The organism is Brucella rhizosphaerae (assembly GCF_002252475.1).
Classification (GTDB): Bacteria; Pseudomonadota; Alphaproteobacteria; order Rhizobiales; family Rhizobiaceae; genus Brucella; species Brucella rhizosphaerae.
Genome location: NZ_NNRK01000026.1, coordinates 302,095 through 325,309, shown reverse-complemented (window position 1 = coordinate 325,309; position 23,215 = coordinate 302,095). Strand labels below are relative to the sequence as shown.

Below are 23,215 nucleotides of genomic sequence, written 5' to 3'. Positions count from 1 at the left end.
GCAAAATACCATAATGCGGTAAGCACTTATTACTGCTCACATCAATCACGCCTTATCAGTCAGGAAAAGGACATGTCCGGTTTCAAATCCGATTTTCTTCGCACGCTTTCTGAGCGGGGCTTCGTTCATCAAATGTCTGATGAAACCGGCCTCGACGAATTGTTGGTCAAGGAAACGGTGACGGCTTATATTGGCTTCGATCCAACAGCGCCAAGCCTTCACGCTGGCGGCCTGATCCAGATCATGATGCTGCATTGGCTGCAACAGACAGGACACAAGGCTGTAGCTCTTATGGGTGGCGGTACAGGCATGGTTGGCGACCCATCCTTCAAGGATGAAGCGCGCAAGCTGATGACCGAAGATACCATTGCCGAAAACATTGCCGGTATTAAACGCGTTTTCGCGAATTACCTGACCTTCGGTGAAGGCCCAACCGACGCGCTGATGGTCAATAACGCCGACTGGCTGCGTAATATCAATTATCTCGAATTCCTGCGTGACGTGGGCCGCCACTTTTCGGTCAACCGCATGCTGTCGTTTGATTCGGTCAAGACGCGTCTTGATCGCGAGCAGTCGCTTTCGTTCCTCGAATTCAACTACATGATTCTTCAGGCCTATGATTTTGTGGAGCTGAACAAGCGTCACGACATTCGCTTGCAGATGGGCGGTTCGGACCAGTGGGGCAATATCATCAACGGTATCGATCTCGGTCACCGTATGGGAACGCCACAGCTTTATGCCCTCACTTCGCCATTGCTTACAACGTCTTCCGGTCAGAAGATGGGTAAGTCGCTGGGCGGCGCGATCTGGCTGAATGCCGATATGTTGAGCGCTTACGATTTCTGGCAGTACTGGCGCAACACAGAAGATGCGGACGTAGAACGTTTCCTCAAGCTCTACACAACGCTGCCAATGGACGAAATTGCGAAGCTGGCTGAACTTGGCGGTTCGGAGATCAACGAAGCGAAGAAAATCCTCGCAACCGAGATTACCGCTATCCTCCATGGTCGTAATGCTGCGGAAGAAGCTGCGGAAACTGCGCGCAAAACCTTTGAAGAAGGTGAACTATCGCAGAACCTGCCAACCGTCGGCGTACACAAGGCAACGCTTAATGACGGCATTGGCGTGCTGGCGCTGATGGTGCTTGCAGAACTCTGTGCCACCAATGGTGAAGCACGTCGCCATATTGAAGGCGGTGCGGTTCGCATCAATGATGAACCGGCTACCGATCCACGTATGGTTATCAATGCGTCTTCTCTCAACGAGCAGGGCGTTATCAAGGTATCACTTGGCAAGAAGCGCCACGTGCTCATCCGTCCTGCCTGATAGAACACATCAACACAGAAAAAGCCGGGTTTAGCCCGGCTTTTTTATTGAACTGATTTGCCCGCCTCAAAACTCGAAGATCGAACGGAAGATACCTGGTGCGATAATTGAAATCGGGTTGACGATAACCTGCGGTTGCTTTGCGCTGCCTTCAAGCTTGAAGGTAATACCCAGCAAACCGCGATCGCGTCCATTGCCCAGCAGCGCGCCAAAGATCGGCACTTCACCGAAAATACGATTCACGCCATAGGCTGGCATGAACGTACCAGTGATCGACATATTGCCACGCGGATCATACAGCGTGCCCTGAAAAGTGGTCCCGACAGACGGTCCGCGCACGACCCCTTTGGAAAGCTTCAGATAGCCCTCACCCTTTTCGATCAGCGAAAATCCGCGTTCAATATCGACCCGCGACACGTCAATATCGCGTTTGACTGCCTGATTAAGACTGGTGCCACCGCTGCTCGGCGGGCTCGACACAATCTTTGCCAGTCGCGGCTCATTGACGATTGCAAAGTTCCGGGCGTCAATCTGACCACTCAGTGGACCATTGCCCTGCCCGGCAAGACCCACAGTAATCTTGCCGCCACGCATCTTGTCGTAGAAATCGAAGAAACGCAGAACAGCGCCGGCATCATTGGATTGCAGTGAAATCGACCGCGCATCACCCTGATCGTTGTTGGTTGCAGCGAATGCCTGGCCGGACGTGGTGACAGCATTCACTGACACGCCAGAAATCTTGCTTCCTGCATTCTCATATGAAACCGCGACATTGCGCAGTTTCTCGTCGTTGAAACCGCTCACTTCATCAATCTGCGCACTGACAACCACGCGCGGGCTTTTTCCGCCGGAGCCTTCGCTCTTTTTCTGGATGTCTGCAATCTGTTTGATAATAGAGCGGGCATCAAATTGAGATCCGCGTACTGTTACGCGATAGCCGCCGGAGCTTTTGGTCGCTTTAACGCTCAGTCGATCAGACCGAGTGAGACGTATGTCGCTGAAATCTGCCGACTGGAAATCGCCCCCGGCAATCGAAATATTGCCTTTAGCGCCAAATGCATCGCCAGTCAGAACCAGATTGCGGATATCGAGCTTGCCGTCATTGCCGCCGCTTTTAATCAGATCGAATGTCGCCTTGGCAGGCACACCGCCGCCCTTGCGCCAGCTCAGCCACGGCAAGTCTATCTGGGTCTTGTCCAAATCTGCTGTTACGTGCCGTTTGCCATTCTCTTCCATGCCAAGATCGACGGAAATCGGACCAGAGAACAAGTCTTTCAAGCCCGGCAACAATTTATTACGAGAGCTGTCATCAAGCTCAAGCTTGATCTTCTGTTCACGTTTCGCAGGTCCCGAGCGATCAACAGGCTCGGTCATAGATATCTTTGCGGGAACACCGTCTAGCTTTGCATCTGCGGTAATGAGAGCAGCCGTCTGATCGACTTCAATATTGCCATTCGCATCGCTAACCATGGAACCACCGACCGGCTTTGAAATGGCCAGGTTGGTGAACCCGATATCAGCATCCCATGTCAGGGTGCCGGGAGGTGCGTCTTTGGAAACTGCGAAGCCTACTTTTACCCGTGCCTTAACATCACCTGTCGCGTCTTCAGGCTTAAAAGGCACGTTCTTCAATACATCAATCGGCTTCTTGCCGGCGATTTCCGCAATCGCTGCAGCATCGCCCGAAACGAGCAAATCAAGATTAGCAATAACTGGCCGCTGCGGCCCCCAGGGAATGATCAGCGTTCCATCTGAAACAGACGCCTTGCGATTATCCGGAGTATAGGCAACGCCGCTTGCCAGTTTGATTGTCGTGTGGGCGCCACGTACCGAGATACTTCCCGCAACATCTCGAACAGGAGGCAGCTCCCCGATCACATCAAATCGCGTGTCAGATACATTGAAATCGGCCTTGATCTCCTCACCCGTCAATGGCGGCGGCAGACCGGGACCATTGAATCGTCCACCCGCGAGGGAAACATCAATGTGGCTATCCTTGAGGGTACCACCAAAGAGATTTTTCAGAACCCATTCGCGCGCACCATCCGCGACATCGATAGGCCAAAGGTGCTTTGCATCTGCGACTGCCATCTTTGGAATGCGAAGCATGAAAATCATCTCGGGCGAGCCACTACCGAAGCCCATGCTTCCCTGTCCGTATAGTTCGCCCGTATTCGTCTGGATATCAAGATTGGAGAACTGAAGACGCTGTTGATTGGCTAAGAAGCGACCGGCGATTTTTACCCCAAAGGCCAGCTCTGGATCGGTGGATTCCGCGGGCATGCTGGAGGCAGAACTTGTCAGCACTTCAAAGCGATAGCTTGGACTACCCGTATTATTGTCCGCGTCTGGTTCCGGTCCGAAAGCACCGTTGAACTCCGCGTTCATCCCGCCTAATTGAATGCGCGATGGTTTGATTTCGATCTTCCCGCTACCGCTTGCGTGTTCAATGCGCAGCACTGCACTTCCGCGAACGTCAGTAACGCGCCCAATCTCCATATCGATGCCGTCGACAGTCAATTCGGCCATGACCCGCTCAGGATCATCCCCGCTGGCAGCCTTGCCGGAAAGAGCAAGGCTCGCTTTGCCATTCAGGTCAAAATGCGCTGGGTTAACGTGATTACCGTCAATGACCGGTGCCACCTCTTCTGGCGATCCCAGATCGATCGGTAAGTTACTAACCTTGATCTGGAACGCATCCAGATCGTCTTCATGTCCCTTACGATCAATACTGCCGTCGACAGAGATCGTCTTGTTTTGCCAAACGACGCTGCCCTTAACCGATATTTTTCCCGCGTTTTCAACCAACCGAAGCTTCTGCACTTCTATACTTTGCTGCGTATCGCCGGTCTTGAAGCGAATTGTTGTGTTCATCAGCCCGATGGCTTGGGTGTTCTGATCACGCAACAGTTCAAGATTGCGCCGCATGGTTGAGAACAGCTCTTCAGAAACAGCATCAAAATCGATGTAGCCACGGTTGTCATATGGCAGGGACTTCCAGAAGCCAGCACCTTCTTTTTCAGGCAGATCGAAAGAAGCGCCGTCCACCTCCAGCTCAGCAACACGCACCTTTCCCGTCAGCAAAGGCAAAGGCGCCAATCCAAGGCGCACTGACTTGATATTCCTGATTTCTAATCCCTGCTTCGGGTCGACAATCGAAACATCTCGTGCCTCCATCGCAACCAGACTATTCTGATCCAGCGATAATCCGGCACTCCCGATCGTGGCCGAAGCATCTTTGCCAAGAATTCCGCTCAGGCTCTTTTGAGCTTCGTCACGCAAGAGGTCGCTGTTAACGCCGCCGCGCAAAATGACGAAGCCCACACCACCAGTCAGAACAAGAACGATGCACAAGGAAAGAAACGCGTGCGAACACCAGGACATAAACGAGCGCCGGGACCGCATTGAAGGAAGCACAACCTCGTCCGCGCCTTCAGCTGCGAGGCGTTCGATTCTCTTCATCTCACGCTTGCTAAAGCGGATTTTGCGCGGTTTATCTGTCAATATTCCAGCCGAACGTCTAGTTTCCGCAAGTGGAACCTCTCACAAAGCAGATTATAAGAATTCGATAACTTAATGTTTTTCATTCTAATTCTGCATTTCATCCGAGCAAGTGGTCGTCTATTCGAGTTTGGGTAACGCGTCAGGATCAACAGACGGGATGAGCTTGAACGGTTGCACAAGCCCGGTCCGAATGCGATAGCTCGAAGTGTAACAGGCAGTTTCCCCGTTTATCCATAAAAGAAAGGCCTAGATATGGCTCGTCCCCAAGTTGGAGATCTGGCACCCGACTTCACTTTGCCATCAGATAGCGGTACGATCACCTTGTCGTCGCTCAAAGGCAAACCAGTCGTTCTTTATTTCTATCCCAAGGATGACACGTCAGGCTGTACCAAAGAAGCCATAGCCTTCTCCCAATTAAAGCCGGAATTCGACAAAATCGGTGCTCGCATTATCGGCCTATCGCCCGACAACGCAGAAAAACATGCCAGGTTTCGTAAAAAACACGAACTGACTGTCGATCTGGCAGCAGATGAAGACAGAACTGCCCTCGAAGCTTATGGCGTTTGGGTCGAAAAGAGTATGTATGGCCGCAAGTATATGGGCGTTGAGCGCGCTACCTTCTTGATCGATGCCGACGGCCGTATCGCGCACATCTGGGAAAAAGTAAAAGTGGCAGGCCATGCCGAGGCCGTCCTTGAGGCAGCCCGCGCACTCTGACACTTGATCTATTCCTGCGTAGCAATGCCATCAAAGCTGTTTCCGCCATCAGTTTTGATCGATAGGTCTGCTTGACACTGGAAACCACCGCGCAGTGGTTTCCTTTACGCTCCCCTTATTCAATTCTCTCGACCGAGCACCAATCCATATCTGAAATTTTCCCAAATGCGAAAGCTTCGGAAAAGCTTTGTTAACCATGATAACATGCAGTCGAATCAATCATCTGGAATGTGAAGACTGCCGGTATGGTGCAGAAGTGGAATGGACCAAAGAAGTCGAAACGCGATAAGCATCCGAATGATGCCGTTGCGAAGTCTGTTCCTGTTAGTCGTTCCAGTTTCTTCTCGATCCATACGAAATTGGCGGTAATGGGCGTCACCGTCTTCGTGGCCGGTCTTGGTGTTAGCATCTATATAAATGCGCACGACGCTCCAGAAAATCAGCCAAACTTAAATGAACCCGTGGGCAAACTTGCATCAGTGTTAAAGAAGCCTGCTGTCATGCAGCCCTTACCCGAAATGCCATCAGAATCGATGCCCGGTATTTCGGCTCAACAGGAACTTTTGGTTCCTGGAGATGCAATCAACGTTCAGAGTATAGATCCGATCATAACCGGTCCGCGCGCATACAAACCTCGTGCTGATGTGGGGCGCACTGCTTCAAAGGATTCCTGAACGGAACTCTGTTTGAAACCGATCTATAATCAGCAACAAAAAACCCGGCACAAGGCCGGGTTTTTCAGAATATGGCTCTCTCAAAGTATCAATCGATATCTTCGATGAGTTCAGCACCGCCATGAATGCGGTGAGCAAGTGCGGCTTCCATGAACGGCGTAACGGCACCATCGAGCACTTCCTGCGGATTGGTGCTTTCAACACCCGTACGCAGGTCTTTGACCAACTGGTATGGCTGCAAAACGTAAGAACGAATCTGATGTCCCCAACCGATCTCAGTCTTGCTGGCATTGGCAGCATCAGTCGCTTCTTCACGCTTTTTCAGCTCATTTTCGTAAAGACGAGCGCGCAACATCGACCATGCTTTTTCGCGGTTCTTGTGCTGCGACCGTTCAGCCTGACACTGCACAACAATACCGGTGGCAATATGCGTAATACGCACGGCCGAATCCGTTGTATTGACGTGCTGACCGCCCGCGCCCGAAGCGCGATAGGTATCGATACGAACATCGGCTTCAGTCACCTGCACATCGATATTGTCATCGATAACCGGATAAACCCAGATACTCGCAAACGAAGTATGGCGACGTGCATTCGAATCGTAAGGCGAAATACGCACCAGACGATGAACGCCTGATTCCGTCTTTGCCATCCCGTAGGAATTGTGGCCTTTGATCAGGAGCGATGCTGATTTGATGCCGGCTTCTTCGCCGTAATGCACTTCCATCACTTCGACCTTGCGTCCACTGCGCTCAGCCCAACGTGTATACATGCGCAGAAGCATGGATGCCCAATCCTGGCTTTCCGTACCACCTGCACCGGCATGTACTTCAAGATAGGTGTCGTTCGCATCCGCTTCACCAGAAAGCAGCATGTCAATCTGCCGCCTGTCGACTTCCTGCTTCAATTCGCGGATTGTGTTTTCCGCATCAGCAATAATCGACTTGTCGCCTTCCTCTTCGCCCATGGCGATGAGTTCGACACTGTCATTAAGCGTCTGTTTCAGCGTGTTAATGCCGTTGATGCTATCTTCCAGCTGCTGGCGCTCGCGCATCAGCTTCTGGGCTTCCTGGGCATCATTCCAAAGGGTGGGGTCTTCAGCTCTCTGATTCAGATAGCCCAGACGTTTAATTGCCTGATCCCAGTCAAAGATGCCTCCTCAGCAGGCTTATGGCCTGCTGGATTTCGTCAACCAGCGTCTCGATTTCCGCGCGCATGGGCAAATCGTTCCTTCAATAAGTCAGTCATAGGTGGAGAGAGAGAACAGAGGTTCGCATAGCGATCCATATTGTTCCGAAGCGCATCACATAAAGAAAAGCGCTCTGCCTCAACGCAAGAAGGCTAAGACATGAAAGCCATTCAAGCGCCGCGGACCATAATTAGCACGCGACGCAGTGTAAAGGGGGATAGGTCAGTAAAGTCCGCCAGAACCCGAATTGATCGCACGGGTCGCCTGTGGCGATTGCGGCTGGACCGGTGATCCCTCACGGAATTGATCCATCCCGATAACTGAATAGCTGTCAGAAGGGCCAGTGCCAGGCTTGAACGCTTCCATAATGAGGTTTGGATCACCCTGATTGGTGCGCATGCCTGTCTTACGGTTGATCGCAATCAGCGTCATGCCTTCCGGAACACGGAAATCGACTTTGGGTGTATTGACCAATGCCTGGCTCATGAACTCTTTAAAGACAGGTGCAGCCAAGCCACCACCCGTGCCGCCACGTCCAAGTGGAGTTGGCGTGTCGTAGCCCATGAAAACACCCACAACCAGATCAGGTGTAAAACCGACAAACCAGGCGTCTTTTTCGTCATTCGTTGTGCCGGTCTTACCAGCAAGCGGACGATCAAGGCTCTTCAACAGCTGTGCAGTACCACGCTGCACAACGCCTTCCATCATCGAAGTAATCTGATACGCAGTCATAGGATCGAGTACCTGATCGCGATTATCGATCAGTGTCGGCTCTTCCTGATTTGACCATTGCTGAGCGTTACAGCCTTCGCACTGGCGCGCGTCGTGCTTAAAGACGGTCTTGCCGTAACGGTCCTGAATGCGGTCGATCATTGAAGGTGTAATGCTCTGCCCGCCATTCGCGATAACGGAATAAGCCGTGACCATGCGAAGAACCGTGGTTTCGCCTGCACCAAGCGCCATGGACAGGACCGGCAGCATCTTGTCGTAAATACCGAAGCGTTCCGCATATTCTGCGACAGTCTTCATACCCATGTCCTGTGCAAGACGCACAGTCATAACGTTACGTGATTGTTCGATACCGTAACGAAGGGTCGAAGGACCAGAGAATTTGCCGGAATAATTTTTCGGAGCCCAAACACCAAGCGCTCCACCCTGATTGACTTCAAGTGGACCATCCAGAACAACGGATGCTGGTGTGTAGCCATTATCAAGAGCAGCAGCATAGACGAACGGCTTGAACGACGATCCCGGCTGACGATAGGCCTGCGTTGCACGGTTGAATTCGGATTCACCGAAGGAGAAGCCGCCCACCATCGACAGAACACGACCGGTATGCGGGTCCATAGCGACCAGTGCACCCTGAAGCTTTGGCGGTTGCTGGAGGCGGAAGCGGGATTCACCTTCACCGATTTTCGAAACATAAACAACGTCGCCAGCGTTCAGAACACCTTCAGGCGATTTCGCGCTGCCACGCTTGCCACCAATATTGGTAACGCGCATCGCCCACTTCATGTCGTCAGCAGCGATAAACGCGCGTGTACGCTCTTTACTGCGCGATCCCGAACCCTCAATAGCTGGCTGCAGACCGATATCGGCACCAGCTGCCGAAACGTTCAAGACAACAGCCAACTGCCATTCAGGCACGTCAGGATAGGCTTGAAGGTCACCAAAAGCACCAGCCCAGTCACTGCCAAGCTCAGCGTGCTTCAAAGGTCCACGCCAGCCACGTGCTTCGTCGTAACGAAGCAATGCAGCCTGCAGCGACTTGCGCGCTTCAACCTGCATGGTTGGGTTTAGCGTGGTACGAACCGAAAGACCGCCCTCATAAAGTGCATCGACGCCATATTTCTGGATGATCTGGCGGCGCACTTCTTCACTGAAATATTCAGAAGCGAACAGGTAATGCGTCGCTGTGCGGGTCTTTACGCCCAGCGGCTCTTTCTTGGATTCTTCGGCTTCCTGTGTCGTGATGTAGCCGTTTTCAGCCATACGATCGATAACCCAGTTGCGGCGTTCAATCGCGCGTTCAGGGAAACGGAACGGATGGTAGTTATTCGGACCTTTTGGCAACGCTGCCAGATAAGCCGTTTCAGCGATGCTCAGCTCACCAACCGATTTATCAAAATAAGTCAGCGCAGCACTGGCGATACCATAAGAGCCCAGACCAAAGAAAATCTCGTTGAGATAGAGCTCAAGAATGCGATCCTTGGAATAAGCCTGCTCAATGCGCATCGCAAGAATCGCTTCTTTAATCTTGCGGTCATAGGTCTGGTTCGAGCTCAGAAGGAAGTTCTTTGCGACCTGCTGCGTAATCGTGGACGCGCCAACAGGACGACGACCTGATCCAAGGTTCTTCACATTGGTCAGAATCGCACGGGCAAGACCACCAAAATCGAGGCCGTGATGCTCATAGAAGCTCTTATCTTCGGCTGAAATAAAGGCGGCTTTGACGCGGTTAGGTACAGCCTGGATCGGCAGATACATGCGGCGTTCACGCGCATATTCCGCCATAAGGCTACCGTCCGACGCATGCACACGCGTCATGACAGGCGGCTCGTACTTAGCGAGCACTTCGTAATCGGGCAGTTCCTTTGTGAGGCTTCCGATATAGATGGCAACACCGCCGGCCACCAGAAGCGCCAGAACGGTTCCAATCCCGAAGAAATATCCGATAAGCCTTACCATAAATCCGGAATCCTGCCTTCAGATCAGTCGCAAAAATAAGGGAGCAGTCAAATCAAGTGCCCGTCGATCAATGCCGTATTGGCAACAGATGGTTTAGTGACCATCAAATGCGTCAAAGGCAAGATCGTTTCCGTGTTTTTACCAATTAAACGCATGCAAATGCAGGGCAACGACAAAAATACACAAAACTGTTGCAACCATGCATCTTATAAGCAGGGGTAAATATGAAGCCCCGCTAAACATTACATAATTCTAGCCTTTTGACAAAGTGTCCGGATGCTTTTGCGCTTCAAACGCTTTTATTGCCCGGGCTATGCGATCAGCCAGTTTGCGACGCCACTCCGGATTGCTGATCAACTTCTCATCCTCGGCATTGGAAAGATAACCAATCTCAATCAGCACCGACGGCACATCAGGCGCTCGCAGAACCTGAAATCCAGCAAAGCGATGCGGGTTGTTGATCAGGTTCACTTCCCCTTGAAGGGCATTGATAACCTTTTCAGCAAAGCTCAAAGAGAATGTGTGCGTCTCACGTCTGGTGAGGTCTAGCAGAATGTCGGCGACTTCCGGCAATTCTTCCTGAACCGCTCCGCCAATACTGTCAGATTTGTTTTCACGCTCAGCCATCGCACGTGCGACAGAGTCAGATGCCTTATCGGAGATAGTATAAACCGTCGCGCCGCGAATATCGGTCTGATTGATCGTATCTGCATGAATCGAAATGAAAAGATCAGCCTCGTGCTGGCGTGCCAGACGCACACGCTCCGATAGACGAAGAAATGTGTCATCATCCCGGGTCATCAAAACTTTGATGTTCTTTTCCTTCGCCAGGCGATCACGCAACTCCTGCCCGAAAGCGAGTGTCAGATCCTTCTCCTTGATGCCACTCAGACTTTCTGCGCCGCTATCGATACCGCCATGACCAGGGTCAACCATCACAATGAACGGACGCGCGCCGCTGGTCTGCGACGAGAGAACTGCGTTCCCTGTTCCCTGTTTCCGTTCGGTCGACCCGGTGACATCGTGCTGAGCCGCAAGCCTGGCAGCAAACTCACGATCAGATGACGCGACGATATCTGCAACAAGGCGATAGCCCGGAGCGGTTTCGTTCTTGATCACCTGAATATTTTCGACGTTAAACGGGCCACGCAACGTAAGAATGAGACGCGAACGGTTATTTCCAACCAGCCCATAACGAACATGGGAGACAATCCCCCTCGCCGCCAGGCTTTTTTCATCGAAACCGAAACGCGTGTCCGGAAGATCAAAAACCAGCCGATGTGGGTTATCGAACATCAGCGTCGAGAATTCGGGCTCCCGATCAAACATGACGACAACACGCATGCGCAAATCGTCACCGGCCATACGATAGGTGAGCGCTGAGAGCGGAGCTTTGCCAGTCTCGGCGGCCATGGCCGAGCCAATGTGAAAAAAAGCGGCGCACATCATCACCAGCAGCACGGATACCGATCGCACAGCTGACATTATTTGGCTTCCGTTTCTATTGCTCAGAGAATGCATCCGTAATCGCGATCTAAACAGTATGGAATAATCTTGGGCCGGACATTTACGCCATAGCCTGTGATTGCGCGCACTTCATAAATCTATCCGTACAAAATTATGGTTAACGAAGGCTTTTACGCCCGCATTTCTTGGCCTCATCAGGCCTATTTGAGCTCTATAATCACCTTTCGGCAAAATTACGATGAAGGTGTCAACTGATATTCATACTTGTCATAGTTCAAACGACACCATAAAAGCTAAGGTAGGTTATGGAGTAGCTGTCAGAATCGTTTGCCGGTTTTCAAAACGGAGCGCGAGGAAAGATAGCAAAAACAGTGGTGTATTAAGTTCACCACCCAATAACCCGCACAGAATTCAACGGAATACGGCTCCCCTGCCGCCTCCGTTTTTTAATCGGCCGACTGCGCAATGATACGCGCTGTCGCCAGCGCTCTGAAAGAGCAAAGAGGTCGGCCCGGCTTTTTCGGGTCATATATGAGGTCGTTTCGTTCGGAACAGCTATGGGTCAAGCAAGACTGACCATTGCAAGCCTGAAGACCGTGATCGCCACGAGGCCATCGCGCGTAAGGACAGCAGCTTTTATTCCGACGAACCCAATATCATTCGGCAGATGCATCCCAGCCAGGACGACAGCCTTCAGGGTTTCGTCCGGCGCACGCGGCTTGCGTCCTAGCGCCGGCAGGAAAGACACTAATGTCCAACAAAATGCTTATAGATGCCTCCCACCCGGAGGAGACCCGCGTTATCGTAACGCGTGGCAACAAGATTGAAGAATTCGACTTCGAGTCAGAGCACAAGAAGCAGCTAAAGGGTAATATTTATCTCGCACGCGTTACACGCGTCGAACCATCTCTTCAGGCTGCATTCGTGGAATATGGCGGCAATCGCCATGGCTTCCTCGCATTCTCTGAAATCCATCCGGATTATTATCAGATCCCGGTTGCCGACCGTTTGGCGCTACTCGAAGCGGAAGCCAAAGCAGCCCGCAGTGAGGACGACGAAGACGAACCGAAGGCAAAGAACAATGATCGTTCGCGCCGCAATCGCCGTCGTGGACGTCGTGATGGTCAGAATGGTGATTCGCAATCAAACGTAGCCCGCAACGGCGTGCCTGCGGCAGAACCTGTTGGCCCTGCTTTTGAAAACTATGTGCCTGGCACACCAGCCATTGCGCTGATGAAGCAGGCTGGTCATGTGATTTCCGAAGCCATCGACACTGACAACAGCGACGATGATGACGATTCGGACGTCGAGAACGAAGAAGACATGGTTGAATCGGTTGGTTCCGAGGATGCGATGGAAGAACTTCCTTCGCACAGCCGTACCAATCGCCGTCAATACAACATTCAGGAAGTCATCAAGCGCCGCCAGATCATTCTGGTGCAGGTGGTCAAGGAAGAGCGCGGCAATAAAGGCGCTGCTCTGACGACCTATCTGTCACTCGCTGGTCGCTATTCCGTGTTGATGCCAAACACCGCACGCGGTGGTGGTATTTCGCGTAAGATCATCAATCCACAGGATCGTAAGCGCCTTAAGGAAATCGTCAAGGAACTCGAAGTGCCACAGGGCATGGGTGTGATCCTACGCACGGCAGGTGCAAACCGCACCAAGGCCGAAGTAAAGCGCGATTACGAATATCTGATGCGCATGTGGGAGAACGTGCGTTCGCTGACGCTGCAATCAACCGCGCCTGCCCTCGTCTATGAAGAAGGCAGTCTGATCAAGCGCTCGATCCGTGATCTTTATAATAAGGACATCACCGAGATTCTGGTCGCTGGTGAGAATGGCTATCGCGAAGCAAAAGACTTCATGCGCATGCTCATGCCGAGCCATGCCAAGGTCGTTCAGCCTTACCGCGAACCGGTTCCTGTCTTCACGCGCTACGGGCTTGAAGCACAGCTTGATCGTATGCTTCTGCCACAGGTAACGCTGAAATCCGGCGGCTATCTCATTATCAACCAGACCGAAGCGCTGGTTGCGATCGACGTAAACTCGGGCCGTTCGACCCGCGAGCACTCGATCGAAGACACTGCTCTCCAGACCAATCTGGAAGCCGCCGAAGAAGTCGCGCGCCAGCTGCGCCTGCGCGACCTTGCCGGTCTGATCGTTGTCGACTTCATCGACATGGAAGAAAAGCGCAACAACCGCGCTGTCGAAAAGAAGATGAAGGATTGCCTCAAGGACGACCGCGCCCGCATTCAGGTCGGCCGTATATCGCATTTCGGTCTTCTGGAAATGTCGCGCCAGCGCATCCGCGCATCGGTTCTTGAAAGCACGATGCAGGTTTGCCAGCATTGCGGTGGTACAGGACATATTCGTTCTGACTCCTCAATGGCTCTGCATATCATCCGCGGCATTGAAGATTATCTCCTGCGTCATTCGGGTTACGACATCGTCGTTCGCACCCCTGCCGCATCGGCTCTTTATGTTTTGAACCACAAGCGCCAGCTGCTTGCTGATCTGGAAGGCCGCTTTGGCGCCAACATCAGCATCGATGCAGATGAAAGCGTTGGCCATCAGCACTTTGTCATCGACAAAGGTGCGCCTTCGACACGTCCTATTACTGTCCAGCCTGTGCAGCCGATGGTTTATGAGGATGACATCGAAGATCCTGAGATTCCGCTTGAGGACGATGAAGCCGAAGATGAAATCAAGGCTGAACCACAACCTCGCGAAGAAAGCAGCGAAGAAGGCGATCGCAAGCGTCGCCGTCGTCGCCGTCGTCGCGGCGGTCGTGATCGCGAACAGACGGACCAGACTGAAGCCGGCGCAGAAGCTTCGGACGAAGATGGCGATGAAGATGAGGACACCAGCCCTCAGAGCAACGCTTCGCAGAGCGAAGAAGATCGTCGCAAAAAGCGTCGTCGTGGTCGCCGTGGTGGCCGCAAGAACCGTCGCGAAGACGAAATTCAGGTCAAGCAAGTGCCTGATGCCGAGCCAGTAGGCTACACGCCGGTCTTCCCACCAAAGGCGGAAGTTACAGAAGCCGCCGTCAGCGAAACCGTAACTGTAGAAGCCGTCACGGTTGATGTGGTTGCACCTGTGGAAGCAGTTGCAGCGGAAGCTGACGGAAAGCCTGCAAAGCCAGCTCGTAAGCCACGCGGTCGCAAGCCTGCGAAAAGCGAAGATGTTGCTTCTGACGATGTTGTTGCAGTTGAAACGGCAGAAGAGCCTGCGAAGCCAGCACGCAAGACACGTTCGCGCAAGAAGCTTGCTGAGGAAGAAGCTCCTGTAGAAGCAGTCGCACCGGTTGAAGACGCGGAAGCTTCAAAGCCGAAGCGCCGCACCCGCAAGGCTGCTGCAAAGCCGGAAGTGGAAGATGCTGTTGTAGAAGCCGAAGTTGCTACCGTAACAGAACCACAGAAGGTTTCAGAGCCGGTCGTAACATCGAGCGAGACCGAAGAGCAGAAGCCAAAGCGTGGCGGTTGGTGGCAGAAAAAGAGCTTCTTCTAAGCTCTGGCCACTTAATACAGAACAAAAGAAAACCGGCGGAAACGCCGGTTTTCTTTTTATTTTAGCCGATATTTGCTTAAGCTTTTTGTTGTGGAAGCCATTCTTCGAGGCGGCGCACCACTTCCAGCATTTCCTCGACCTTGCCAGCATAAGAAAAGCGCATGGTACGATGACCATCAATCGGATCAAAATCGCGACCGGGTGTGGCCGCAATATTGGTTTCAGCGATCATGCGACGTGCAAACTCCATGCTGTCATTGGTGAAACGCGAAACATCGCAATAGGCGTAAAATGCACCATCCATCGGTGCTGCAAGGTTTAGCCCCATACGTGGAAGGTGTTCGAGCAGAATCTGACGATTCTGCCGGTAGCGGTCCTTCACGCGCTCAAGCTCCGCAGTCGCATGAAACGCTTCAATCGCAGCGCGTTGAGATAATTCAGGTGCCGAAATATAGAGGCTCTGCCCGAGACGTTCTATCGCGCGGACGTCACCGCTTGGCAGAACCATCCAGCCAATGCGCCAACCGGTCATGCAATAATATTTCGAGAACGAATTGATGATGGTCACATCATCAGCGATCTGTAGTGCCGTCACGTCTTCCGTTTCATAAGAAAGCCGGTGATAGATTTCGTCTGAAATCACGCGAATGCCAAGATCACGGGCGGTTTCGATGATCGCCTTTAGCTGCGGCTTGTCGATCACCGCACCTGTCGGATTGGCAGGGCTTGCAAACAGCACGCCTTTGAGCGGCTTTTCCGCATGAGCAGCCGCAAGCGCTTTGGCAGTCAGCGCGCCCGAAGCACCGCCCTCATTGGCGATCTCTACCACTTCGAGGCCAAGGGCTGTCAGAATGTTACGATAAGCCGGATATCCCGGACGCGTAATCGCAACACGATCACCAGGATCGAAATAAACAAGAAATGCCAGATTGAATCCGGCCGATGAACCTGTGGTAATCGCGATGCGCTCAGGCGAAACTGTTACGCCATAGTTTTCGGCATAATGCGCTGCAATAGCTTCGCGAAGCTCAATCAGTCCCAGCGCGTCAGTGTATCCGATACGACCATCTTTCAAAGCTCGCTCCGCAGCCAGTCGCACGATTTGCGGTGCCGGATCTGCCGGTTGTCCGACTGCCATCGAGATGATCGGATGGCCCGCAGCACGACGACGATTGGCCTCCGCCAGAACATCCATGGCGTGAAACGGTTCGACTGCGCTACGGTTGGAAAGAGTATTCAACTTGGCCTCCAAATAGTAGGGAATGCAATGCAACTCACCCGCCCTATAATCGCCGGAATAGTAAAGCAACAGCGACAACAGCAAAAACAATGGCCAGCATTGATATAAATGCATTCAGGCGATGTGCTCTATCGATGAATTGAAGCCCGGGCTATAAGATTCGTATTCGTTTGGCTTGAGCAGGATGAGGAGCACTATGGGGAGCATGACTGCAACTTTCCCGACCAAAGCGTTTTCTTTTCAAAGCGTGATACGCCGTTCAGTCGCTGCCTTTGCAGCACTTGCTGTTGCTATAACGGGGGTATTGCCTGCCCAGGCGCAATCACGTGGTGGTGGCGTTCCCATCGTGCGCGATGCCGAAATTGAAGCGCTTGTTGCCGATTATGCAGCCCCTATCCTTAAAGTTGCCGGGTTGGGCGGACGCGGTGTCCGCGTTATTCTCGTCAATTCCCAAAGTTTCAATGCTTTCGTCGACGGTCGCCGTATTTTCATCAATACCGGCGCAATCATGCAGGCGGAAACGCCCAACGAAATTATCGGTGTTATCGCACATGAAGCCGGGCACATTGCAGGCGGCCATCAGGATCGCTTGCGTGAGCAGTTAAGTCGTGCACGAACAATGGCCGTTATCGGCATGCTTCTCGGTGTTGGTGCTGGCGTTGCTGGTGCTGCAACTGGCAGTGGCGCCGCTGCGGGTGCTGGCGGTGGCATCGCTATGGGCAGTACTGAAATGGCAATGCGAACCCTGCTCAGCTATCAGCGTACCGAAGAGATGACGGCCGACCGGCTGGCCGTGAACTATCTCAATGCCACCGGTCAATCCACAAAAGGCATGCTGGATACGTTTCAGCGTTTCGCCTCCGCTCTTTCGCTGTCTGGTACACAGATCGACCAATATCGCATCAGCCATCCGCTGCCGCGCGAACGCATTTCCAATCTTGAAGAACTTGCCAAAAAGAGCCCCAATTACAACAAAACGGATTCGGCTGCTCTTCAGCTGAGACATGATATGGCGCGTGCAAAAATTGCAGCCTATTCCAACAATATGGGTGCATTGCAGCGCATGTTCCGTGGCAACCCCGGTGGTTTGCCAGCCCGTTACGGTAGTGCGATCACAACTTTTCTGAATGGCTCAGCACGCGCTGCGATGCCCAAGTTCGATGCACTCATCAAAGAACAGCCAAAGAACCCATACTTCCAGGAAATGATGGGCGAAGTTCTTATCAAAGCAAACAATCCTCAAGCCGCAGCCAAGGCTTTCCAGCGCGCCGTTTCACTCGACACGCGCAAATCCCCGCTCCTTCGTATGAGCTATGGTCGTGCTTCGATGCTTACCGGAACAAAAGCTAATATGCCTACCGCAATCAGGGAGCTTAAAGCAGGTATTGCGGCAGACCCTGAGTTTCCAGGCGGATATGGCTATCTGGCGCAAGCATATGGCCAGTCTGGAGATATGGCGCGTGCAGACCTTGCCACAGCGGATATGAACTATTATTCCGGCAAACTACAGCAGGCTCAGATCTTTGCGATCCGCGCACAGAAACAGATGAAGTCCGGAACACCAGACTGGATGCGTGCACAGGACATCATCAACGCCAAAGCTAACAAGTGATATGCACGGATACCGCCTTGGCGATATCCCAAGCTAGTTTTAAGAACGTATGAAAGTGATTGGTATGAAGAAAATAATTTTGGGCTCGATTGCAGGTGCCGTTGTTGGCGCAGCGGCGCTCGCCGCAGGTCTTTTTGCGGGAACATCCCATCAGTCAGCACCGGTAGCATCCGTTGCAGCCCCTGCTTCAACTGACATGTCGCAGCAAGCAGTCGAAAACATCGTTCGCAACTATTTGTTGAAGAACCCTGAGATCATGATCGAAGTGCAGACTGCACTTGAAAAAAAGCAGGCCGAAACTGCTCAGGCACAGATCAAGGACGTTTTGGCTACGAGCAAGGACGAACTTTACAATTCGCCTCACGATGCCGTTTTTGGAAATCCGAACGGTGATGTGACTGTTGTCGAGTTCTTCGATTATAATTGCGGTTACTGCAAGCGCGCGCTGCCAGATATGGAAGCAATCCTCAAGAACGACCCCAATGTTCGCTTTGTGATGAAAGAATTCCCGATCCTTGGTCCGGATTCCATGCGCGCGCATATTGTAGCGCAGGCATTCAGGGCATTGATGCCAGAAAAATATGCTCAATATCATGAAGTGCTGCTCGGAGCACAAGAGCGCGCCACCGAAGATTCAGCCATTGCTGACGCAGTCAAGCTTGGTGCAGACGAAACGAAGCTTCGTGAGAAAATGAAAGACCCTGCTATCACGGGCTCTTTCCAGAGCACTTATCAACTTGCCAGCAAGCTCAACATCACCGGTACGCCATCCTATATCATTGGAAATGATCTTGTTCCGGGCGCTATTGGTGCGGAAGGCCTGATTGAAAGAATCGCCGCTGCTCGTGCTGCTGGCAAAAGCTGATTTGATTAAGACTGTGTCTCGTGGGTACTTGCATAGAACACACGAGACACGATCAATAAATCACGTCTTCTAAATTACTATTTTTGCCACATATTGCGTCCATTCCACAAAGAATAGCGGGAAAAACGCTGTAGTGAAACATTAGCATTGAATTAGAGGGTTTCGGCTTGCGTCCAAGCCCTCTATATGGAATGCGAAGTGTAATCGAAATTTCGTAACAGGCCCGTTATCGATCACGGACGAATATAGTGAAAACAGTTTTTGTTCTGAATGGCCCCAATCTCAATCTTCTTGGGAAGCGTGAGCCAGGCATATACGGTGTGGCAACGCTCGATGACATCGAAGCGGGCTGCAAGCGTGAGGCTGAACAACTGGGCCTTACGGTCGATTTTCGTCAGACCAATTACGAAGGTGATCTGGTTAGCTGGATTCAGGAAGCAGGCGATAAGAATGCCTATGTCCTGATTAATCCTGCTGCCTACAGCCACACTTCGGTTGCTATTCATGATGCAATCCGCTCGGCCAAGGTTACGGTCGTAGAAGTGCATCTGTCGAACATTCATGCGCGTGAAGCTTTCCGGCATCACTCCTATGTCTCCGCAGTCGCCAAAGGCGTCATCTGCGGCTTTGGCGCGGAAGGATACCTGCTCGGCCTGCGCGCACTCGCGGCAATTGCCAAAGAAGAAGAAAACAACGGGCAAAGCGTAAAAGGGGCCTAATATGTCCAGCAAAACTTCCGTCATCGACAAGGAAACTATCCGCGATCTCGCGGACATCCTCAATGAAACCGACCTGACCGACATCGAAGTCGAGCATGGCGATCTGCGTATTCGCGTTTCGCGCAAGGTAACGGTTCAGGCTGCTGCCACCGTAATGCAGGCCGCACCAGTAGCTGCTGCACCTGTCGCTGCTGTTGCCGCAGAACCAACCAAGGCAGAATTGGCCAAAAACGCCGTTCCTTCGCCTATGGTCGGCACTGTTTATCTTGCCCCTGCCCCCGGCGCACGCAACTTCATTGAAGTTGGTACGCAGGTTAAGGAAGGCCAGACGCTCCTCATCATCGAAGCTATGAAGACCATGAACCAGATCGCTGCCCCGCGCGCCGGTACGGTCAAGGCTATTCTGATTGAAGACGCACAGCCCGTCGAATTCGGCGAGCCGCTCGTCATCATCGAATAAGACGATCATCTGGTCAGAAGAACTTCGGCTTATTCAATGAACGGGCAGCAAAGCGCAATGTTTCAAAAGATACTCATAGCCAATCGTGGCGAAATCGCTCTTCGTGTGCTCAGGGCTTGTAAAGAACTGGGCATCAAGACGGTCGCTGTTCACTCAACGGCAGATGCCGATGCGATGCATGTTCGCCTTGCGGATGAAAGCGTGTGCATTGGACCACCTCCATCACGCGACAGCTATCTGAATATTCATCAAATCGTTGCCGCTTGCGAAATCACGGGCGCGGATGCGATCCATCCGGGTTACGGCTTCCTTTCGGAAAATGCCAAGTTTGCTGAAATTCTTGAAGCACACGGCATTACCTTTATCGGACCAACCTCATCGCATATCCGCATTATGGGCGACAAGATCGAGGCCAAGCGCACTGCAAAGCGCCTTGGTATTCCGGTCGTTCCGGGTTCGGACGGCGGCGTAACCGACGATGTTGAAGCCGCGCGCGTTGCCAAAGAAATCGGCTATCCCGTCATCATCAAGGCGTCTGCCGGCGGTGGTGGACGCGGTATGAAGGTCGCGAAAACCGAGGAAGACCTCTCGATAGCGCTTTCGACCGCTCGTACCGAGGCTGGTGCAGCATTCGGTGACGACGCAGTCTATATCGAGAAGTATCTCGAAAAGCCACGTCACATCGAAGTTCAGGTCATGGGCGACGGTGCTGGTAATGCAATCCATCTTGGTGAACGTGACTGCTCCTTGCAGCGCCGTCACCAGAAGGTCTGGGAAGAAGCCAATTCGCCAGCGCTCAACGCAGAAGCACGCCACAAAATCGGCATGATCTGCGCCAACGCTGTTGCTGATCTCGGCTATCGCGGTGCGGGCACGATCGAGTTCCTTTATGAAAACGGCGAGTTCTATTTCATTGAAATGAACACCCGTTTGCAGGTGGAGCATCCGGTTACCGAAGCCATCACCGGCATCGATCTTGTTCACGAGCAGATCCGTGTTGCGGCTGGTCTCGGCCTTTCGGTCAAGCAGGACGAAGTCCGTTTTTCGGGTCACGCTATCGAATGCCGCATCAATGCTGAAGATCCGCGTAACTTTACTCCATCGCCAGGTCTTATCACGCATTACCACACTCCGGGCGGCCTCGGCATTCGCGTGGATTCGGGCGTCTATTCCGGCTACCGCATCCCACCTTACTATGACAGCCTTATCGGCAAGCTCATCGTACACGGTCGCAATCGCGTTGAATGCATGATGCGTCTGCGTCGTGCACTTGATGAGTTCGTGGTCGATGGCGTCAAAACGACCCTGCCCCTGTTCCAGGACCTGATTTCCAATCAGGACATCGCCAATGGCGACTATGACATTCATTGGCTGGAAAAATATCTGGCCAAGCAGTCAGAAACACCAGGTGCATAAGTAAAGTGACCGCAGGAGCCTCCCCGGACGACTATTCGATCGAGCCGGAGCTGCTCCTGCGGGCCTATGCCACCGGGGTTTTCCCGATGGCCGAAGAAGCGGATGATCCGGAGATTTTCTGGGTGCGTCCTGAAAAGCGCGGTATCATCCCGCTTAATGGCTTTCACATCCCGAAAAGCCTCCAGAAAACAATCCGACAAGCTATTTTTGAGATCAGGCTCGATAGTGATTTCGAGGGCGTTGTCGACGGCTGCGCAAGCGGTTCAGGCGAACGTGCCCGCACATGGATCAATGGTCCAATCCGCGAGGCATATGGCAAGCTGTTTGAAGCCGGACATTGCCACACCGTCGAAGCATGGCACGACGGACAACTCGTCGGTGGGCTTTATGGCGTCACGCTTGGTCGCGCATTCTTTGGCGAAAGCATGTTTACACGCAAGCGCGATGCCTCGAAAGTCTGCCTCGCCTATCTGGTCGAGCATTTGAACCGGAAAGGATTTGTCCTGCTGGATACGCAGTTCACCACCGCACATCTCGAGCGATTCGGTGCAATCGAGGTGAAGCGGAAAAAATACGAAGTGCTGCTTGAGCAAGCGCTTCAAGGCCACGCTACATTTTGATGTCGTGGCGCGCAGTCGCGGTTAAAGCCGCGTCGTCAGAACGGCTCTGCACTTTTCTCTGAATTATTTTCGCTGATCTGGCGGCGGAACATCTGACTTCTGCTTGCAGTCCTTCAACCACACGTCATAAATCGGATGCTCGACAGCATTGAGACCTGGACTATCGGCAAACATCCAGCCCGTAAAAATGCGACGAATCTTGCGGTCCAGTGTGATTTCTTCGACTTCGACAAAACCATCCGTACGTGGCGCTTCATTTTCCGTGCGGGAATAGCATACTTTCGGCGTCACCTGCAGCGCACCGAATTGTACGGTCTCGTTGATGTAAACGTCAAAACTTGTGATGCGACCTGTAATTTTATCCAGTCCCGAGAATTCGGCTACTGGGTTCGATATCCGTTCAGCCTGAGCAATGTGAATGCCGCTTGTGCTTGAAAAGAGCGCAATCAAAGCGACTTGTACCGCCTTGCTGATCCAGTTCTTTCCATTACCAGCCTTGCAGGGAGAATGCTTCGTCAAAACGGATATCCGCATCAAAATGGTGAATTAAAAAGCCGGAATAATTCCTAAGCATGAAATGTGACGATTCGTTGCCCTGCTGCAAGCAACAATGAACCCACAGCACTTGGCCAGCGCCTCTATCCTCAAAACCTTTCACCGGATGGCGATCGGAGATGAAAAATCCGGCGTGAAATGTCATGCCGGATAGTAATTCAGTTAACTAGTTGCCAGGTGTCCAGGCATCATATTCGCCGGTTACGCGCGGCCGTTCAGCTTGCTGAGTGCCCGGAATAGCAATCGAACCTTTTGGACGATACGCCAGTGGCGAACCGGTGAGGTTCTGCAAATGTGGCTTCTGCCAGTCGCGCGGCTTGTAATCTTCTTTGCTTGGCGGTGTATCAACGCGGTGATGCATCCAGCCATGCCAGCCCGGAGGAATAGCACTTGCTTCTGCATAGCCATTAAAAATGACCCAACGACGTGTACGACCTTCAGAGTCTTTGCCACCCTGATAGTAGACATTGCCGAACTCGTCTTCGCCTACGCGCTCGCCCTTACGCCATGTGTGAAGGCGGGTGCCGAGCGTCTGGCCGTTCCACCAGGTGAAGACTTGTGTAAGAAATTTCTTCATGACCTATCCAGATCCGTTATTGCCACAGGCAGAAGAACTACCGGGTTTTCAACGCTTATGGCCCTATCAAAGGCCC

18 protein-coding genes are annotated in these 23,215 nt (G+C 52.5%); 10 read left to right on the top strand and 8 right to left on the bottom strand.

Annotation, left to right across the window (positions count from 1 at the left end; translation table 11 throughout):
• Positions 1-72: 72 nt before the first annotated feature.
• Positions 73-1,326: a tyrosine--tRNA ligase gene (gene tyrS / locus CEV32_RS10910; RefSeq protein ID WP_094577148.1), complete on the top strand. Its 1,254-nt coding sequence runs from the start codon at positions 73-75 to the stop codon at positions 1,324-1,326.
• 66 nt (positions 1,327-1,392) lie between these two features.
• On the opposite strand, the gene CEV32_RS10905 is transcribed toward tyrS, so the two are convergent.
• Positions 1,393-4,788, bottom strand: coding sequence for a DUF3971 domain-containing protein (locus tag CEV32_RS10905; RefSeq protein WP_094577473.1), 3,396 nt, complete (start codon positions 4,786-4,788; stop codon positions 1,393-1,395).
• Positions 4,789-5,082: 294 nt separating this feature from the next.
• Between CEV32_RS10905 and CEV32_RS10900 the strand changes: the two genes are divergently transcribed.
• Positions 5,083-5,547 (top strand): peroxiredoxin, encoded by a 465-nt coding sequence (locus CEV32_RS10900; protein ID WP_094577147.1) that lies wholly within the window; start codon positions 5,083-5,085, stop codon positions 5,545-5,547.
• Between the two features lie 245 nt (positions 5,548-5,792).
• Complete coding sequence (locus tag CEV32_RS10895; RefSeq protein WP_094577146.1) at positions 5,793-6,221, top strand: hypothetical protein; 429 nt, start codon at positions 5,793-5,795, stop codon at positions 6,219-6,221.
• Positions 6,222-6,309: 88 nt separating this feature from the next.
• Here the strand turns inward: CEV32_RS10895 and prfB are convergent.
• From prfB to CEV32_RS10875, 4 genes are all read right to left on the bottom strand, one after another.
• A protein-coding gene (gene prfB / locus CEV32_RS10890) for a peptide chain release factor 2 (RefSeq protein WP_143128819.1) occupies positions 6,310-7,438 on the bottom strand; the annotation gives its coding sequence in 2 pieces (ribosomal slippage) (positions 6,310-7,368 and positions 7,370-7,438; 1,128 coding nt in all).
• A 194-nt stretch (positions 7,439-7,632) separates the two neighbouring features.
• Complete coding sequence (locus tag CEV32_RS10885) at positions 7,633-10,098, bottom strand: penicillin-binding protein 1A (RefSeq protein WP_094577144.1); 2,466 nt, start codon at positions 10,096-10,098, stop codon at positions 7,633-7,635.
• Positions 10,099-10,350: 252 nt separating this feature from the next.
• A complete protein-coding gene (locus CEV32_RS10880) occupies positions 10,351-11,583 on the bottom strand; it encodes an N-acetylmuramoyl-L-alanine amidase (RefSeq protein ID WP_235818794.1) in 1,233 nt (410 codons plus the stop codon).
• Between the two features lie 544 nt (positions 11,584-12,127).
• On the bottom strand, positions 12,128-12,313 hold the full coding sequence (locus CEV32_RS10875) for a hypothetical protein (RefSeq protein WP_094577142.1): 186 nt from the start codon (positions 12,311-12,313) through the stop codon (positions 12,128-12,130).
• Between the two features lie 2 nt (positions 12,314-12,315).
• On the opposite strand from CEV32_RS10875, the gene CEV32_RS10870 reads away from it, so the two are divergent.
• A complete protein-coding gene (locus CEV32_RS10870; RefSeq protein ID WP_094577141.1) occupies positions 12,316-15,075 on the top strand; it encodes an Rne/Rng family ribonuclease in 2,760 nt (919 codons plus the stop codon).
• A 76-nt stretch (positions 15,076-15,151) separates the two neighbouring features.
• On the opposite strand, the gene CEV32_RS10865 is transcribed toward CEV32_RS10870, so the two are convergent.
• On the bottom strand, positions 15,152-16,315 hold the full coding sequence (locus CEV32_RS10865) for a pyridoxal phosphate-dependent aminotransferase (protein ID WP_094577472.1): 1,164 nt from the start codon (positions 16,313-16,315) through the stop codon (positions 15,152-15,154).
• A 196-nt stretch (positions 16,316-16,511) separates the two neighbouring features.
• Here CEV32_RS10865 and CEV32_RS10860 point away from each other — a divergent pair, with 196 nt between their 5' ends.
• The 6 genes from CEV32_RS10860 to aat all read left to right on the top strand — a co-directional run bounded on the left by CEV32_RS10860 (position 16,512) and on the right by aat (position 22,007).
• Positions 16,512-17,927 carry a M48 family metalloprotease gene (locus tag CEV32_RS10860; RefSeq protein ID WP_094577140.1) on the top strand — a complete coding sequence of 472 codons (1,416 nt, stop codon included), beginning with the start codon at positions 16,512-16,514 and terminating at the stop codon, positions 17,925-17,927.
• Between the two features lie 64 nt (positions 17,928-17,991).
• The gene (locus CEV32_RS10855; RefSeq protein WP_094577139.1) at positions 17,992-18,792 is read left to right on the top strand and encodes a DsbA family protein; all 801 of its coding nucleotides are present in this window, start codon (positions 17,992-17,994) and stop codon (positions 18,790-18,792) included.
• A 245-nt stretch (positions 18,793-19,037) separates the two neighbouring features.
• Positions 19,038-19,511 (top strand): type II 3-dehydroquinate dehydratase, encoded by a 474-nt coding sequence (aroQ, locus tag CEV32_RS10850; protein WP_094577138.1) that lies wholly within the window; start codon positions 19,038-19,040, stop codon positions 19,509-19,511.
• Position 19,512: 1 nt separating this feature from the next.
• On the top strand, positions 19,513-19,971 hold the full coding sequence (accB, locus tag CEV32_RS10845) for an acetyl-CoA carboxylase biotin carboxyl carrier protein (RefSeq protein ID WP_094577137.1): 459 nt from the start codon (positions 19,513-19,515) through the stop codon (positions 19,969-19,971).
• Positions 19,972-20,028: 57 nt separating this feature from the next.
• Positions 20,029-21,387 carry an acetyl-CoA carboxylase biotin carboxylase subunit gene (gene accC / locus CEV32_RS10840; RefSeq protein WP_094577136.1) on the top strand — a complete coding sequence of 453 codons (1,359 nt, stop codon included), beginning with the start codon at positions 20,029-20,031 and terminating at the stop codon, positions 21,385-21,387.
• Between the two features lie 50 nt (positions 21,388-21,437).
• Positions 21,438-22,007 carry a leucyl/phenylalanyl-tRNA--protein transferase gene (gene aat / locus CEV32_RS10835; protein ID WP_094577471.1) on the top strand — a complete coding sequence of 190 codons (570 nt, stop codon included), beginning with the start codon at positions 21,438-21,440 and terminating at the stop codon, positions 22,005-22,007.
• Positions 22,008-22,070: 63 nt separating this feature from the next.
• On the opposite strand, the gene CEV32_RS10830 is transcribed toward aat, so the two are convergent.
• Both CEV32_RS10830 and CEV32_RS10825 read right to left on the bottom strand, forming a co-directional pair.
• The gene (locus tag CEV32_RS10830; RefSeq protein WP_094577135.1) at positions 22,071-22,541 is read right to left on the bottom strand and encodes a DUF2155 domain-containing protein; all 471 of its coding nucleotides are present in this window, start codon (positions 22,539-22,541) and stop codon (positions 22,071-22,073) included.
• A 187-nt stretch (positions 22,542-22,728) separates the two neighbouring features.
• Positions 22,729-23,139 carry an NADH:ubiquinone oxidoreductase subunit NDUFA12 gene (locus CEV32_RS10825; protein WP_094577134.1) on the bottom strand — a complete coding sequence of 137 codons (411 nt, stop codon included), beginning with the start codon at positions 23,137-23,139 and terminating at the stop codon, positions 22,729-22,731.
• Between the last annotated feature and the right edge of the window lie 76 nt (positions 23,140-23,215).

Excerpts from the sequence above, each read along its gene's own strand:
- tyrS (WP_094577148.1), top strand. The coding sequence starts at position 73 with ATGTCCGGTTTCAAATCCGATTTTCTTCGCACGCTTTCTGAGCGGGGC.
- CEV32_RS10905 (WP_094577473.1), bottom strand. The coding sequence starts at position 4,788 with ATGAAGAGAATCGAACGCCTCGCAGCTGAAGGCGCGGACGAGGTTGTG.
- CEV32_RS10900 (WP_094577147.1), top strand. The coding sequence starts at position 5,083 with ATGGCTCGTCCCCAAGTTGGAGATCTGGCACCCGACTTCACTTTGCCA.
- CEV32_RS10895 (WP_094577146.1), top strand. The coding sequence starts at position 5,793 with ATGGTGCAGAAGTGGAATGGACCAAAGAAGTCGAAACGCGATAAGCAT.
- CEV32_RS10885 (WP_094577144.1), bottom strand. The coding sequence starts at position 10,098 with ATGGTAAGGCTTATCGGATATTTCTTCGGGATTGGAACCGTTCTGGCG.
- CEV32_RS10880 (WP_235818794.1), bottom strand. The coding sequence starts at position 11,583 with ATGTCAGCTGTGCGATCGGTATCCGTGCTGCTGGTGATGATGTGCGCC.
- CEV32_RS10870 (WP_094577141.1), top strand. The coding sequence starts at position 12,316 with ATGTCCAACAAAATGCTTATAGATGCCTCCCACCCGGAGGAGACCCGC.
- CEV32_RS10860 (WP_094577140.1), top strand. The coding sequence starts at position 16,512 with ATGGGGAGCATGACTGCAACTTTCCCGACCAAAGCGTTTTCTTTTCAA.
- CEV32_RS10855 (WP_094577139.1), top strand. The coding sequence starts at position 17,992 with ATGAAGAAAATAATTTTGGGCTCGATTGCAGGTGCCGTTGTTGGCGCA.
- accB (WP_094577137.1), top strand. The coding sequence starts at position 19,513 with ATGTCCAGCAAAACTTCCGTCATCGACAAGGAAACTATCCGCGATCTC.
- accC (WP_094577136.1), top strand. The coding sequence starts at position 20,029 with ATGTTTCAAAAGATACTCATAGCCAATCGTGGCGAAATCGCTCTTCGT.
- CEV32_RS10830 (WP_094577135.1), bottom strand. The coding sequence starts at position 22,541 with ATGCGGATATCCGTTTTGACGAAGCATTCTCCCTGCAAGGCTGGTAAT.
- CEV32_RS10825 (WP_094577134.1), bottom strand. The coding sequence starts at position 23,139 with ATGAAGAAATTTCTTACACAAGTCTTCACCTGGTGGAACGGCCAGACG.